This window comes from Chloroflexus sp., assembly GCF_034432675.1.
GTDB lineage: Bacteria > Chloroflexota > Chloroflexia > Chloroflexales > Chloroflexaceae > Chloroflexus.
On record NZ_DAOUBI010000243.1, the window covers coordinates 1 to 16,305 of the forward strand.

The 16,305-nt window shown below is 53.8% G+C and carries 10 protein-coding genes and 1 pseudogene; 6 read left to right on the plus strand and 5 right to left on the minus strand.

Going from position 1 to position 16,305, the window contains the following annotated elements:
- Window positions 1–615 precede the first annotated feature (615 nt).
- Window positions 616–1,419 (plus strand): DUF4058 family protein, encoded by an 804-nt coding sequence (locus VAE55_RS18270; RefSeq protein WP_322817150.1) that lies wholly within the window; start codon window positions 616–618, stop codon window positions 1,417–1,419.
- A 91-nt stretch (window positions 1,420–1,510) separates the two neighbouring features.
- Here the strand turns inward: VAE55_RS18270 and VAE55_RS18275 are convergent, their stop codons facing one another.
- Window positions 1,511–4,564, minus strand: a complete 3,054-nt coding sequence (locus tag VAE55_RS18275; protein ID WP_322817151.1) for an AfsR/SARP family transcriptional regulator — start codon at window positions 4,562–4,564, stop codon at window positions 1,511–1,513.
- 133 nt (window positions 4,565–4,697) lie between these two features.
- Here VAE55_RS18275 and VAE55_RS18280 point away from each other — a divergent pair, with 133 nt between their 5' ends.
- The 3 genes from VAE55_RS18280 (at window position 4,698) to VAE55_RS18290 (ending at window position 11,186) form a co-directional block, all read left to right on the plus strand.
- Window positions 4,698–4,901: a hypothetical protein gene (locus VAE55_RS18280; RefSeq protein ID WP_322817152.1), complete on the plus strand. Its 204-nt coding sequence runs from the start codon at window positions 4,698–4,700 to the stop codon at window positions 4,899–4,901.
- 42 nt (window positions 4,902–4,943) lie between these two features.
- Complete coding sequence (locus VAE55_RS18285) at window positions 4,944–8,438, plus strand: Ig-like domain-containing protein (protein WP_322817153.1); 3,495 nt, start codon at window positions 4,944–4,946, stop codon at window positions 8,436–8,438.
- An 885-nt stretch (window positions 8,439–9,323) separates the two neighbouring features.
- Window positions 9,324–11,186, plus strand: coding sequence for a hypothetical protein (locus VAE55_RS18290; protein WP_322817154.1), 1,863 nt, complete (start codon window positions 9,324–9,326; stop codon window positions 11,184–11,186).
- A gap of 245 nt (window positions 11,187–11,431) precedes the next feature.
- On the opposite strand, the gene VAE55_RS18295 is transcribed toward VAE55_RS18290, so the two are convergent.
- The 4 genes from VAE55_RS18295 to VAE55_RS18310 form a co-directional block, all read right to left on the minus strand.
- Window positions 11,432–12,733, minus strand: a complete 1,302-nt coding sequence (locus VAE55_RS18295; protein ID WP_322817155.1) for a hemolysin family protein — start codon at window positions 12,731–12,733, stop codon at window positions 11,432–11,434.
- Window positions 12,734–12,921: 188 nt separating this feature from the next.
- Window positions 12,922–13,674, minus strand: coding sequence for a triose-phosphate isomerase (gene tpiA / locus VAE55_RS18300; RefSeq protein ID WP_322817156.1), 753 nt, complete (start codon window positions 13,672–13,674; stop codon window positions 12,922–12,924).
- A gap of 18 nt (window positions 13,675–13,692) precedes the next feature.
- Window positions 13,693–14,376, minus strand: coding sequence for a peptidase M50 (locus VAE55_RS18305; protein ID WP_322817157.1), 684 nt, complete (start codon window positions 14,374–14,376; stop codon window positions 13,693–13,695).
- A gap of 381 nt (window positions 14,377–14,757) precedes the next feature.
- Window positions 14,758–15,561 carry a hypothetical protein gene (locus VAE55_RS18310; RefSeq protein WP_322817158.1) on the minus strand — a complete coding sequence of 268 codons (804 nt, stop codon included), beginning with the start codon at window positions 15,559–15,561 and terminating at the stop codon, window positions 14,758–14,760.
- 287 nt (window positions 15,562–15,848) lie between these two features.
- On the opposite strand from VAE55_RS18310, the gene VAE55_RS18315 reads away from it, so the two are divergent.
- Both VAE55_RS18315 and VAE55_RS18320 read left to right on the plus strand, forming a co-directional pair.
- On the plus strand, window positions 15,849–15,977 hold the full coding sequence (locus VAE55_RS18315; RefSeq protein ID WP_322817159.1) for a hypothetical protein: 129 nt from the start codon (window positions 15,849–15,851) through the stop codon (window positions 15,975–15,977).
- A 14-nt stretch (window positions 15,978–15,991) separates the two neighbouring features.
- Window positions 15,992–16,305: pseudogene (locus VAE55_RS18320) on the plus strand (MFS transporter); the annotation flags it as partial.

A 16,305-nucleotide genomic window follows, 5' to 3' on the forward strand; every position in this document is an offset into this window, starting at 1 on the left:
GCCACCTGGGGCACGGTGCCATGATGCGGACGGTTCGGATGCGCAGAACGTGGCAGCGCCGTTTGGCTCAGGTGATAGGCGCTGCGCGTAACGTTGCCAGAACGGCTTGCTCGCGGGTACAGAAGCCATTGTTACCACTTTTAATTAATATTTGCAACAAAGCAAAGGCTTCTCTTAAAGCAATGTTTGATAGATGTTGAGAAGCACAACAAAAAGAGGTCAAGAACCTCGGTAGTAGAGCCTCTCAGAATCTGCTCGACTTCACATACCCTAGAGATTTGTTTGACATTATCTTTGCTGAATGGGATGTGTTCAGACCAATTTTTGGCAAAGATAAAAACTATTGGGATCAGCGTGCACAAATGCTTACCAAAATAAGAACGCCTCTTGCTCATAACCGCGATCAGACGCTATACGAGTACGAGAAGCAGATTGCAAAAGGGTACTGCAAAGAGATTCTTGAAATATTAAGAGCTTCAGATTAGATATACCGCTTTACTTTCGCCTGTTATGTTTCGTCCAATGACCAAACCACACGCGCTTTTTCAGCCCTGCTACCTTCTTTCATGGTATCATCCTCGTAACACACCAAGTAGCAGGAGAGGAGGCATCTGGATGCCAGGCCCATTTCCCGGTATAGACCCCTATCTGGAACGGCCAGACCTCTGGCCTGACGTACATCAAAGCGTGATTACGTACATCAGGGACACCCTCCAGCTCCAGCTTCGCCCGCGCTACCACGCCCGTATCGGGGAACGGCTGTACGTCATTCCACCCCAACGGTCGGCGTACCCGGACGTGACCGTGACTCAACGACAGCCGATGTCAATCCCGACAACGAGTGGCGGAACTGCGGTGCTGGTAGCCGACACCCCGCTGGTAATTATTGCGCCGGCAGAACCTATCCGCGAGCCGTTTATCGAGCTTATTGACCTTGCTCAGGGTGGGCAGGTGGTTACCGTCATCGAAATACTCAGTCCGGCAAACAAGACCGCCGGTGAAGGGCACGATGTGTACCAACGCAAGCAAGCTGAAGTCCTCGCCAGTGATACGCATCTCGTGGAGATCGACTTGCTTCGCCAGGAGATGCATACCGTCGCTGTTCCGCTACCCTATCTGACCCCGTTTCGGCCCTGGCACTATGTGGTCTGTGTCAGTCGGGCCGGACATCGTGACCGGTTTGAGGTTTACTTACGCACAATCCGCCAGCGTTTGCCCCGGATTGCGATCCCCCTGCGCCCACCAGACCCCGATGTTGTGCTAGACCTTCAGGCAGTCTTTGATCGCTGTTACGACCACGGCGCGTATGCTGATCTGATCGATTATCGTGCTAATCCCGACATCGCACTGCCTGCCAACAAGGTGGGCTGGGTGGATGAATATTTGCGCCAGCAAGGGCTGCGTGAAGGGACGGTGTGACGATATTCTGACCAATTGGAGAACCCTTGCAACACTACGTAGCAGTATGAACGGCAGCGCCTCGCTCAAGCATACCACAAACATGGAGCTTTCAATAGGGCTCCTGGTGAGCGAAGGATGGCACAAGGTCGGCGATGGCCGTCACCACCTGTGCGAGAGATCGACCGCGACCACGCACCTTAGCCGCAGCCAGACGATCTGGGGGTAGCATTGCCGTCAGGCTGGCATTAAGGGCTTCAGCCCGCTCGCGAAATGCCTGATCGAGAGCCGGGTGGTGTAGCGGTAATTGTAAAAGTTCGACAGCCTGTTCAGCCCGATCTTCCGCGGCTAGTACCGCAGCAACACGATAAATCTGAATAAGCATGTACGGAACTGCCCAGCTTGTCCGCAACAGCTTTAATGCAGAGCAATAGTAGCTTTTAGCATCCTGATAGTTGCCGAGGGTGAATGCAACATCACCGAGGTTTCCCAAGGGCAAGTGCATTCCCCAGCGTTCACCGATCTCGGAGAAGAGTTGCAGACTTTGCCGGTAATAGTGACATGCTTCAGTATACCGTTGCTGCATTTCGGTCACGATGCCGAGCAGGTTGAGGGTGAGTGCTGACTCACGCCGATTGCCAATCTCCTGCGAGAGTGCCAGACTCTCGTGAAGCAGACCTTCTGCCTCTGAATACTGAGCCAGACCTTCGGCGACACTGGCGATAGAACGAAGTGCCGTTGTCATGCCAGATCGATCGTTGAGCAACCGGTAACGATCAAGACTTGCCTGACACATTATTTTGGCCACTGTATAATCGCCCTGCCGTTCTTTCACCAGACCCAGGTACGCCATTGCGTGAGCAATGTCTAACGCCGTCTCTCTTGTTCCATCTGGAACATCGTGCAACAATGTCAGGCTCTGTTCAAGCAGACGATCTGCTTCTGCATATTGCCCCAAATGTAACGCAAAATCTCCCAGACAGACCAGTAACCGTCCCCGCAGATTTTGCCATGCTGATGTATCAGGCCACTGGTGTGAGCTATCGAGTGCTTTGGCGAAGAGTTCTTTACCTTCTTGAAAGTAATTGCGATACTTGTAGAAGAGATGAAGGCTGCGTGCCGCCTGGGCCAAATCATCCCGTCTGGAAGTCCGAATTGCCCACTCCCAGGCGACCTGGATGTTTGGACGTTCGGCATCCAGTGTTAATAGTGCGATGGCCTGATGATCGCCGCACAAATGTGTTTCGTGAGCTGCCAATAGATCGCTGTAATACGCGCAATGACGATCACGGGCTACTCGCTCGATAGCGGGCATCGCTGCTACCTGTTCAGCAGCCAGATGGCGCACCAGCGTGTGCAGTGTATAGCGACCTGGGGCTACGACTTGCACCAGCGATTTGTGAACCAGAGCAACCAGATCCGCAAGCGAAGCCTGCGTCACCCTTAACGCCGCCTCGCGACTCCACGTGCCCTGAAAGACAGCAAGCTGCGCTAATGTCGTCTGCTCACCGGGCGAAAGTAGACGCCAGGAATAGATAAACGTTGTACGCACACTGCGATGACGTTCGGGAAAATCCTGGAAAGTAGTGGCAAGCATATCGACGTTTGTGGCAATAGCAGCAGCAATCTCCATCGGTGTGAATTGCTCTACCCACGAAGCTGCCAGTTCAATCGCCAACGGTAATCCTTCAAGCAGACGACAAATCTGAACAATCGCAGCAAGGTTTACTTCATTGAGCGTAAATGCCGGCCAAACCCGGCACGCACGCGCTACGAACAGTTTTACACTATCAAATGTATCGCTATCTGATGCATCCGCTGCCGGAACCGGTAAACCTGTTAGCTGGAGTATACGTTCAGATTGAAAATGGAGCCGCTCACGCGAAGTCACTAGTATAGTCACTCGTGGTGCCGACTGGACGATTGCCCATAACAGCTCGGTTGTCGGTAACAAGTGCTCAAAGTTATCGAGCCAGATCAATATTTCGCGCTCTGACAGGTAGTTTAACAATTGCGTGCATGGGTCAGTCTTCCCCTGCAATGTGAAACCGATGCTCCCTGCAATGGTTGTGGCCAGCAATTCGCGTAGCGTATCGGTTTCAACCACCCTTGCATCTGTTCCAATCCCAACCAGAGGAACAAACCAGACCCCATCACGAAAATGTTGCATGACCATCCGTGCTGCAGCAAGGGCCAGCCGCGACTTCCCCACCCCACCCTCGCCAACGAGTACAATCAGTCGCTCGTCAGGATCCAATAACCACTGCCGCAGATGCTCTAGTTCAAGTTGACGACCGATCAATCGGGTTTGTACCACCGGCAGATTATGCCTGATTGGGGAGCTGAAATCAGTGTTTTCCCTTGCTTCCCCTGTCAAACCAGACGGTTTGAGGTCACCGCTGCGAATTGACTCGGCCAGAAGCACCGTTTCAATCGCCGGTTCGACACCTAAGTCCTGAGCCAGAACCTGACGACAATGCTCATATTGGCTCAAGGCGGCACTGCGATGACCTGCCAGCGCCTGGGCTAACATTACCTGGCGATGCGCATTTTCATTCAACGGATCCAGTTCTATCTGACGCCATGCGTAGCGATATGCTTGGTCATACGCTGCCTGGCGCAGATAAAATGAGGTCAGATCGTCTAGGGCGTTCAGAACCTGATGACGTAACCACTCCCGCTTAAGCAGAATCCACTCTTCAACGGCAAAACTGTCACCAACGAACACCTCGCCGAGAAAATCTCCGCGGTAGAGCGCTACGGCCTCGGCCAGATGCATCACACAGATCGGGCAATCGGCACGATCAGCGTGCGGATGGCGCTCGCAAACTGCGAGCAGGTCGGTCAATGCGACGACATCGATCCAGACATCAGCACGTGCGTTGAAGCGAACAGTGCCTGAGTCGACCTGAATATACTCAGTGCCATCAACATTCAGCAGTTTACGCAAGGCGAAGAGCGCTTGACGCAGATTAAGGCGGGCCGCCGTTTCGGGATGATCTGGCCAAAACATACCGGCCAGGACGGAGCGGTCATGAGGGTGATGAGCTTCTACAGACAGGTAGGCCAGTAAGGCTCGATTTTTCACCGAACGAAAAGCCGTCACTTCCTGGTCATCAAGCCTGACCTGCATTGAGCCAAGTAGAGAGATGGAGAGGCGTTTCATAGCGACATTATATCAGGCCACACGTCCGTTTGGAAGAGCGCTAACGATCCGTTAACGGTACTTCTGCATGATGATGGCACTGGTGGAGTCTGGCGGAGTGGAATCGGATTATTGTCTTGCAGGGAGCTTCCCAATGATTCATGTTTCCAAAGTGCGGTTTGGGTATCAGTCCTATCTGTTACGTCTGTGGCGTAGCAACCACAACGAACCCTGGCAAATCAGCATTCAATGTGTCCAGACCGCAGCGGAATGGCACTTCACTTCTCCAGAAGCCTCCTTCCATTTTCTCCTGACCCGCATGGAAAGCGATGGCGAAAGTGGAAGCAATCGTGATTGATCTACATCCACTACCACAACACCCTAACACAGGAGGTATTCCATGAAATGCCAACAACTTGCAGTCTCCCGTCCAAATATCATGATCATTCTGGCAAGCACTCTCATAGGTATTACCATCCTGCTCCTGCTCATCCCAGGAGCTGCCGCGCAATCACCGCAAGGAACACCACTTTCGTGCAGTGATAGTCCGTTTGGCCGAGTGGTGGAACTGGGGAAAGAACGCGAGATCTTTGTCAGTTTTAAGGGAAGTCCCGATTTTCGCGGAACCAGCAATGGGCTAAATGCCTCTCTCAACAACCTCGGCGAGCCTCAGCAACCGGGAAATATCCAGCTTATCGAAGAAGGTCTTTTCGCCAATGATGCCCAGTATCGCTACAACATCTCCTGGCTGGCTGCCACTGCTGCCGATCTCAATGGTGATGGTAAAGTGGAGTTTGTGCAGGGTTTTACTGATGCTATCGGGCGTACCCAGTTTGTCGTTCACGGCAATGGCAACGGCTGGAACGATGGTACGGACTGGAGTTGGAGCGATGGACACGGTTGGGTTGTCACCACCGTTGCTACTGAAACCAACTATATCGAGCGCACAATGGCTGCTGGTGATGTGCTGGGCAGAGATAACGGCAGCCAGCAAATAGTTATGGCCGCTCGTGGCAATAATGCATTGAGAGTCAGTATCCGGGAAGGAGCAGCCAACGGCACGCTGAATGAAGTGGCTGCCTGGTCATCAAATGCCGAGAATCGCAATCAAGCGACACTGATCGACGTAGCAGTAGGGAACCTGGATAACGACGGTTACCTGGACATCGTCGTGGCGTTTCGCCAGGAAAATACCAACTATGTGCAGCTTGTCTACCTGGAATACGACCCCACCTATAACCAGGGCAGTGGTGCAAACCTGAGCTTTCGGCTGCGGACACGAGCGTTCATCACCACTGCGCTTTCTCCTACCCCTATTGATCTCCAGATCGAGTTGGCCGATCTCAATGGTAACAACCAAGACTCGGTGATACTGGCGTATAGTACGAGCCAAACCCAAACTCCAGGGATTAGTCCAACCCTCCACGTGAATACGTTTGATTTCAATACCAGAACCGGTGCGTTGGCTAGAAGCAATCTGCAATGGGTAGAAGACGCCAACGCCTCTACCTTCGTCATGGCAACCGGCGACATTGACGGTATCGCTGCCGGGAACGGTAACCGTCGTCAGGAGATTGTCCTGGGCTATAACAGCAGTGGCGTCGGCGATGGTAATTTCGTCGGTCTGAATATTAAGACCATCCGGCTGATCAATCTGAACACACCATCACCACAACTGGCAACAACTGACCACTGGTGGAATAATCAAAACGGGCGTAATTGGGTGCGCTACCTGGCGCTGGCCGTTGATGATCTGGATCGAGATAACCGGGACGACGTGGTAGCCGCCTTTACCGACTCAACGTCAAACTTCGGGTTCCAGATGATCTATCTTCAGCAAGGGTTCAACAGTCAGGGTCAGGCCACCGGTCTCCAATTAAAGGGATCGCGACGTTCCGATCCAGCCTTCAATAGCGATCCGCAGATCGTGATGGGTGACTGGGATAACAATTCGTTGCGCGGCATAGCCGGGGGAAGCTGTGCCAGTGTGACCGAGTACACCGTTACTGCCGTAGGGTTCGTACCACCATTCTGGCAAAACATTCAGGGCGATCAGAGTGAAAAAGGTGGATCAATTGGGCGCTCGGTCAGTCAATCGTTTGGCGTTGAAAACTCCCTGACGTATGAGCGATCGCATACCGTTTCGGCATATGTTGGGGTAGGTGTAGAAGTAACCGGATTCAGCGCCTCGGCCCGTGCAACCGGTGCTCGCGAGTATGCGACCAGCAACACTCGTGCGACGGAGACCGTCACATCGACGATCAAAACATTGGGTCACTCGTGGGGTAGCGATGCTGTTGTCTACGAACCGGCTCAGTACAAGTGCTACAGCTATCAGATGAGCAATGGCACCGATCCACTACCTGTAACTGATGCGTCAGTACGCTTCTGCGAGTACATTCCCTTTAGTAACAGCTTGCCACTCACAGCCGAAGAGCTTGATAGCTGGGACAGAAACAATAACAGCGAGACGGAATGGGTACCGGTTGTCCGTGATTGGAGCAGTCTGGCGCTGTTCCGTGGCACCTACACTGACCAGTCCAGTAATGCGAGCGTGGCTGCACTGGCTGTAGATAGTCAGATTGTTGCCGGCAGCTTTATCAGTGGGACGGTTGCGCAAACCAATCTGCAAGCCAATCCGTGGTGGCAGATTGATCTGGGTTCAGTGCAGACTATTGATAAGATTCGAATCTGGAGTCCTGGGCGTCATACCAATCTTCACATCTTTGTCTCTAATAACGATTTTCGCACCATGAGTGGTCATACCGATCCTGCCAATCTGATTGGTGTGCCGGGTGTCTTTCACTACACGCTGGCCGACATAGGTGTAGGTCTGACAACCGGTGACCCGATTGGTCCTGTGACGACGTTCCTCACGCATGTAAATGACCAACCTGTGCGGGGTCGCTACATTCGTGTGCAACTGGCCGGAACTGACATGCTCAAACTGGCAGAGGTCCAGGTCTTTGGTCCCAATCATCTGGAGCCGGATCGCTATCCGCTCGATCTACGTGACACCGATCCCAACGATGGTTTCTTTGAGGTGTTACTCTACAACCCCTATCACACCACGAACAACGATATCTATCAATGGGTGAAGACCCGTGGTCGACTCCTGTGGGATGGACGTGAATACAACATCGGTATCCTGGTGGGCCGTGGCAATGCGAAGACGGAATGGTCGCTGACAACCGCGCAAGAAGAGACTCAGCTCCAGAGAGAACAACTCTCGACCGTGACGCGCATTGGCTATGAAATTGACATCGAGGCCGGTCTCATCGTCAATTTACAAGCAGGTTTTGGCGAGGAATTCAGTGCCGGTGTTGCCAGTGAAACCGTTCAAAGCACGTCCTGGAGTGAGGCTTTTGAAATGGGTGGCCTGATACAAGGGTTTCCTCGTGAGTATGATGGTCAGAGCATGAACTGGGTTCAGACTTGCCGCTATCGCTTCCATCCCTACTACTACGAACTCGTGGAAGAGTCAAGTGTCGGCCACAAACACCGTTTTCCGGTCCTTGATTATCTGGTGCCTGATGCCAATAACGAATGGGATTTGCAGCGCACGGATAATCTGAACACCTGTCGCAACGGTAATCAGACTGCCAGCACACCGCAGACAACAGTTGACAACTTCACAACTTCAACCGGTCAAACTTCCACGTTCAATGTATTGGCCAACGACCAAGGCAATAACCTTGAAATTACCAGTGTCGGTCCGGCTCAAAACGGAACTACCACGCACACAACGCGAACTATCACGTATACCCCGCGATCAGGGTTCGTTGGTACCGACCAGTTTGACTACACTATCTCTGATGGCACGAACAGTGCCAGCGGTACCGTCACCGTAATTGTCGAACAGATCTATCTCTATGTGCCGGTAGTTAGTCGCTGACGATCCTGCCCCCTGGAGAGTTTAACGGCGGATAGAACATGGGGCGTAGACAGGATATGAAGCCTGGGAAACCCTGAAACCCTCACCCCTCGCCCCTTTCCCACTTCGCGGGAGAGGGGCGCACAAAGGTCTGATCTGGTGCTTCCTGATACGATAAGAAGTTGCGTTATATCAAATCCTGCCATGGGCATCACCTGCATAATGCAGATGGGCGGGTTCGGTAGGGGCGGGTTCGGTAGGAGCGGGTTCGATAGGAGCAGGTTCGGTAGGAGCGGGTTCGATAGGGGCGGGTTTGGTAGGAGCGGGTTTGGTAGGGGCGGGTTCGGTAGGGGCGGGTTCGGTAGGGGCGGGTTCAGAACCCGCCCCTACTCGTCCCTACGGACGATACCATGTGCCCGTTCACGTTGTCATACGCAGGATGCAACGAACGAGGGTGGCGGAAAGGTTCGGCTTGAATCGCGTGCTATGCTAACCGGTAGCACGTACTGTACTTCGTACCAGACTCAGGTTGAAACTATTACCCAAATCCCAGCACAAGTTCTATCCACCCTGCCGATACTGTCCGTCTTCCATTATTATCTCATATTATCTCAATGGTATCGTTTTTAATAATGGAAAGCTGGGTTTAGTCTAGCCAACCCGACTCTCAAAAAATTTACTCATAATCGATGCTTTTGAGATTTTTAACTTTGTTTTTACAAAAATCCACATTTAAAATCTGTATAATTTTTCACAAAGAATGATTGTTTAAGCGGATTAAACATTTTACAACAAAACCTCATCTTATCTTCACACTATTTTGAGCTTAATATCAGATGTTATGGAAACTACAGGGATTATCATATCTTCTATAAGGTGTATTAGGCAATAACCAAGGAGGATATTATGTACCGGCCAGGAATGATTTGGAGTATGCTCGCCCTGATCGGTGCGTTTCTGCTCAGCACTGTTGCCCCGCTCGCCGCCGCTCCCTTCTCCGGTCGCACCAGCTTTGCCGACCCGCGCTTTGCGACGATCTGGAGCCGTACCGACAGCGAGGCCGTGCGTGGTGGCCGCACCTGGTATTGGGGGCCAGGGCCGTGGTTCGATTATGGCGAGTTTTACCGGGAAAGCCCAGGTACGATTCGCACTGTTCAGTACTTTGACAAAGCCCGTATGGAGATCAATCGCCCTGAAGAAGGCATCGTTACGAATGGGTTACTGGTGAAAGAGCTGGTTAGCGGACGTATGCAGCTTGGTGATTTTCCCTACGATGCCACCTATCGCGATCCTTCAGATGTGCCGGTTGCCGGTAATCCGCGCGCTGCTAACACAGTTGCCCCTGGCTACCGCGATTTCGCCGGTATCGCAACGATTGACAATGGCTACCGTGATCCTTCACGACTGAACGAGCGCGTCTCCGCTGTGATCGCTCGCGGCGGCAACATTAGTATTCGCGAGGATCTTGCCCGGTCCGAAACGATGATTGTGCAGTATAACAGCGTGACGGGCCATAATATTCCGCGTGTCTTCTGGGACTTTATGAACGCCCGTGGCCGGGTGGTCGAGAATGGGCGCGTCGTTACGGCGCCGATTGTTGACTGGCTCTTCGCGATGGGCTATCCGATTACCGATCCCTACTGGACACGTGCCGTTGTTGGTAATACGGAGCGCGATGTCCTGGTACAGCTCTTCGAGCGACGGGTCCTGACCTACACCCCCGATAATCCGCCCGGTTATCAGGTCGAGATGGGGAATGTCGGACAGCACTACTTTCAGTGGCGCTATCCACATTTGGGTACACCGTGGGCTGCCCCCGACCCGGCCACCCCACTGATCTACGCCTCGAATATCGACACCGGCAGCCACTGGGAACTCTACCGCGCCACCTTTGACGGCAGTGGACGACGGTTGACCTTCAACAATGGTGAAACCGTGGCCTTCTCGTGGCGGCGAAGCTGGGACCAAAACCAACACTTTTTAGTGGTTGACTCACGGCGGAATAGCCCTCAGTATCGCCAGATCTATTTGCTCAACGCCGTTGCTGCCGATGCCGGTGAGCAGGCAGCCGGTGCCGGCGTGGTTCGGATCAGCTACAGCAATGCTGACGGTACCTTCCCGCCACCGGATAACGACTTCTCAGACATTCCAGGAAGCGAATACAACGCCTCGGTGTCGCCGGATGGTATGCTGCTAGCGTTTGTCTCCGAGCGCCAGGGGATCCCACAACTCTACCTTCGTCGCCTGAATGTGTCACCATTGCGCGGTTACGCCGGTCCAATTACCAGCTACAACCGGCCATGTAATGTTGAAAGCCCGACCTGGTCGCCCGATGGTCGCTATCTGTTCTGGGTTGCGAATTGCGAGGGGAACTTTGAGATCTATCAGGCTACTATTGCGTTCTATCACATTGATGACCTCTTTGCGAGCGTCAATCTGAATAATGTCCGCAACCTGAGCAACAACGCGGCAAACGACCGCTTTGCTCGCATCTCCCCTGACGGCAAGACAATTGCCTTCGCCAGCGACCGCGATGGGAACTGGGAAATCTACGTGATGAACAGTGATGGGAGCAATGTGCGCCGATTGACCAACAACGCAGCAACCGACGACTCGCCAACCTGGTCACCTGACAACCAACAGCTCGCGTTTGCCAGTGATCGTGACGGTGACTTCGAGATTTACATTCTCAATGTCAGCGATGGCGCCGTCGTGCAGCAAGTGACGCAAAACACGGCCCAGGATCGCTGGCCGTTGTGGGCACAGTAGCCCAACCTGACAGGGGATCAGGGTGATCCGGGGTAGGTTCATCTACCCAATCTAGCAGTCCATGGGGCGGGTTGGCAGCCCGCCCCATGCTCTGATGGTAGTGGCCCACGGTACAAAACCTCTTCAGGTTGCAGCCAGCTCGCGTGAGATCAACCCCTTATCGAAGCGCAGACCATCCATATCCACGACCGCAAACCGCCATTCCCCCAACACACAATATCACCGGCACACGGTACGATGCCTCTTCAGGTGGCAGCCGGCTCGCGTGAGATCAACACCTTATCGACGCGCAGGCCATCCATATCCACGACCTCAAACCGCCATTCCCCCCAATGCACAACATCACCGGCACGGGGAATTTGTCCGATCAAGCTGATCACTAAACCGGCCAGTGTTTCGTAGCGATACGTCTCCTCTTCGGGCAGCTCGTCAACATCGAGCAGCGTGCGCACCTCATCAATCGGCAGCGAACCCTCTACCAGATACGAGCCATCCTCGCGGCGTACAATCGGTGGGGGCGTTGCATCATCATACTCATCATCAATTTCACCAACAATCTCTTCCAACACATCTTCTAAAGTGACAACGCCTTCGATCCCGCCCAGTTCACCGACCACCAGCGCCATATGCCGTCGACTCCGGCGAAACGTCGTCAACAACGCCGAGGCACGACTGTTTTCCGGAACATACAGCGGTGGCGAGACAGCTTCACGCACCAGCGCCTGTTCGCCCTGTTTCCGGTAGAGGAGAAGCAGATCGCGGACATGGACAATACCTACAATCTGATCGGGTGTCTCTTCGTAGACAGGAAACCGCGAGTAACCGCTTGCCAGCAACTCATCAATGACTTCGCCGAGGGTGCGGTTAGCGGCGACCATTTCGACTTCGTGGCGTGGCGTCATAATATGGCGCACCGCCCGGTCACTGAAACGGAAGACCCGATCAATAAATTGCTGTTCTTGCAGTTCAACCCCACCAGTTTCGGTGCCTTCGCGCACCAGCGCTCGAATATCCTCCTCAGTCACCCGTTCTTCGGCGACGTTTGCTCTGCCCAGGATCATGAGAACAAACCGGGTTGAAACACTCAATAACGTGATGATCGGCGTACTAATGCGGGCCAGCAGTGACATTGGCCGCGCCATAAGGGTGGCGATGGACTCCGCACTTTGCAGAGCGATCCGTTTAGGGACCAGTTCACCCAACACCAGTGAAAGATAGGTCACCAGTAACACAACCAGAAACTGGGCTATCTGGTCGGCATAAGGCGCCAGCCATTCATAATCTGCCACCCAGGGCACTATCTGGCTAGTGAGAGTTGCCCCGGCAAAGACACCGTTGAGCGTGCCAATCAGGGTAATCCCGATTTGCACGGCTGCCAGAAAGCGATCAGGGTCTTCCTGCAATTGCAGAGCAACCGCTGCCCCACGACTCCCCACTTCGGCCCGTTGTTCAAGCCGACCTCGCCGGGCTGAAACCACCGCCAGCTCGGTTGCAGCGAATAAACCATTAGCTAACGTCAGCGCAATAATAATCAACAGTTCTTGCATGGATTCTTCTCTGCTATAGCCCTGGAGACACCAAAAACTGCACCCCGCCCACAACGTTAGGCAAGGTGCAGTCGAAATGGCACGGACATCGATAGCAACGGGTGTGAGGTAGCCGAAAGCGCAAATGGCGACGGCTTCAGTAACCGTCGCCTGCACGTCTGTTGCGCTGAACTACGTTCAGGTTCCATCTACTGATAATGAATGATCCGCAGAAAACTGGCTGCCTGTAACGAAGCACCACCAACCAGCGCACCGTCAATATCGGGCTGAGCCATCAATTCGTCGATATTATCCGGCTTCACACTACCACCATACTGGATGCGTACCATTGCGGCAATCTCTGAACCGTACAAGTCGGCCAGAGTTGCCCGAATCGCTGCGTGCATCGCCTGCGCATCCGCAGGAGTTGCCGTATCGCCAGTACCGATGGCCCAGATCGGTTCGTAAGCAATCACCACGTTTGCCATTTGAGCAGGGGGCACCTCAAGCAGGGCAGCACACACCTGTGCCGTCACAATCGGCTCGGCCTGCCCGGCGTCACGCTGGGGCTTACTCTCGCCAACACACACGATTGGACGAAGACCATGGGCAAGGGCGGCACGCAATTTTCGATTCACGAACGCATCACTCTCACCAAAATACTGACGGCGCTCGCTATGACCAATAATGACGTAACGACAGCCAATATCAACCAGCATTGGCGGCGAGACCTCACCGGTAAACGCACCCTGCGCTTCGGGATACAGATTCTGCGCCCCCAACCCCAGCGGGCTATCGGCGACCAGCGCTGCTACGGCAGCGAGTGCGGTGAAGGGCGGACAAACGATAGCTTCGCGATCCGATAATTCACCAAGACCGGCCAGCAAATCGCGAATTAGCGTTGTCGCTTCGCCAACCGTTTTATACATCTTCCAGTTGCCGGCGATTAATGGAATACGCATGAAAACCTCAGCCACAATTTACAACAGGCGAACGAAGGTTTGTAGCAACGTAAACAGCAGATTATCACTGAGTAGAAAGCTCAAACCAATCCCTACGGCTACTGTCACCGCAAATACCCGCCAGTCCCAGGCCAGCACCTTCGCCCCATCAAACGGGCCAGCCGGGATCATGTTGAACAGACCGATCCAGGCGTTGAAGCGAAATCCGACATAACAGATCGTTACCAGCAGGTCAACAAATGGTGGGCGCAAGAGCACAACCGGAAAGAGCAGCAAGAGAAACAACACCGACAACACTAGATTGGTCACCGGGCCGGCCAGCGCAATGATCCCACTCTGGCGCATCGTCAACAGACCACGATGCCAGACAGCGCCTGGCGCTGCAATAAAGAGGCCGAGAAAGCTGATCGCAACAGACAAGAGCAGCCATCGATCATTAGCAATGAAATGAGCCTCTGCGCCGTAGCTACGGGCCACCACTCTATGCGCCAGCTCGTGCAGGACGAAGGCCACTCCGGCTACCACTGCCGCCACAATCAGGTTCACGAAGAACATGCTACTCAGCAGGTTTGATGTGCCGGTTTGCACAATAGAAAAAGCCAGCGTTGTCCCTGCCCACATCTTGAGCAGCTCGATGTTTTCGTCACGCGGGCGGCTGAAAATATCATCAATCGAGGTAAAATCGCGCACGGCATCTCCCACAGTGGTTCATTAGATACAGCTCTTCTGTATTATACCCGCTTTGGCAATACTCTGGAGAGACTTACCCTTGCGCAGGCACCGTTGTCGGACATAAAACGTGGTTTTCCACACATCACAGCTACGCCACAGACAAGCCGGGATGCACACCCGCGCCTGATGGTGAATGTGGTCTGGATGGCAATAATCCCTGCGACGCATGGGCAAGCGGCAATGACCTGCCCGTTGCTCGCAGGCAGGCCGTCTGGACAGAGAGGATACAACGCGCTGAAGCTGAGGATTGGCGAAGACGGGAACGACACAGGCATCGCCCCGCTAGGAGCACATCTGGTCATTACCGACCAGCCGGATAGCAAGGTGATAGCACGTGCTGGAGAGCGCTTCTCAGCGGCGGCGAATAATCTCTACCAGCTCTTCAAGCGAAAGCTGCGAAAAGTGGCGCGGTGGCGATTTCGGCGTACCACACAACAACAACCGGTGACTAGGATGCAGATACCAGTCAGCCTGGCTATCACACTGACGCAGCGTATCGTACACCGGTTTCAGATCAACGCTCGAACGACGCTGAGCCGTTACTCCCATATAGCCACGGCGGTCACGATAGGCAAAGAGCACTGCACCGTAGCTAAACGCCAGCCGGGAAGAGCCACCATCCGCACTTTGCACGGCAATACCCAAACCCCACGGCGTTTCAAACTCCAGGCGATGCTGAAACGCCTGCTCGAATCGCAACTGCCGCACCTCATGCTCGTACCAGGCATCGAGATTAGCCAGCATCGCTTGCGCCACGTGATGTGGTCGGTTGGGATAGAGTGCATTATAACCGGCAATCAGATCGGTGATATTGAAAAAGACATTTCCCGGTCGGTAATCAGCGTGATCGATCCGGGTCACCTGATCGACTAAACGACGGAGCGCCTCATCATCAGGTGCAACAGCCCGCCGGACAAGTTCCGCAGCACTGAGCGTCGGATCGGCGGTATGGTGGTGATCGAAGCGGCCACCACCGGTATCGACATGAATGACGTGCGGATCAGAATCCACCGGCTGATCCTGCCAGGTGCGACCGGCAGGCACAAATTTCAAATCGGCATCTTTAGCATGGCCAAACCGCATCAATAACCAGATTGCGGTTAGACAGTCGAGATCAGGGGCCAGATGACCCACAATCGTCAACGGCGTTTCCACACGCAGGACTTTTCTAGGTATTACTCACATCGCCAGATGCTACCGGATGGGACAGCCGACTCAACACGAGACACCTTTCAATCTCAAGCAGGCATTTCTGCCGTCCACGCATCCTGCATGTCGATGGAGTAATACTAATTCATTCTCTAAATGTCAAATCTTGTGCCTAATATATCACGATTACCGTGCGCTCTCAAGTAGCTTGCAGCTGATAATTGCCTCTATAATACACCATTTGTCGCTGGCTTGAATTGTGATGAGAGGCACAGAGGCAATTTGCACCTATTATGCTGCTTACAGCCCTCGGCATGATTGAGATGTTGTTCTCAATCGCTGCCACCGAGATGTTACGTCGTTGCCTGCGCACCAACGATCAGCGCCAGCCGCAACGGCTGGAGTTAGTTTTACTGCTGTAATGGTTGCGGGGCTATTGAGCTACGGGCTGGCGCCGCACATTGGCATTGCGGTGATCGCTTTTCTCGGTTTCAGTGTAGCACGTGGGCTGATCGGCCCCCTGCTCAGCACCTGGCAAAATGCGCAGATCAACGACTCACGGGTGCGGGCAACGGTGCTCTCGCTCGGTGGGCAAAGTGACGCGCTGGGGCAACTGGCGGGCGGGTTACCGCTGGGCGCAATCGGCAATCGCTCGCTCCGAGCTTCTTTTGTGACCAGCGCCATCCTCCTGGCGCCGAATCTGTGGCTGTTGCGCGGAAGACCAACATTAGAAGCAGTGCCGGTGCTGGA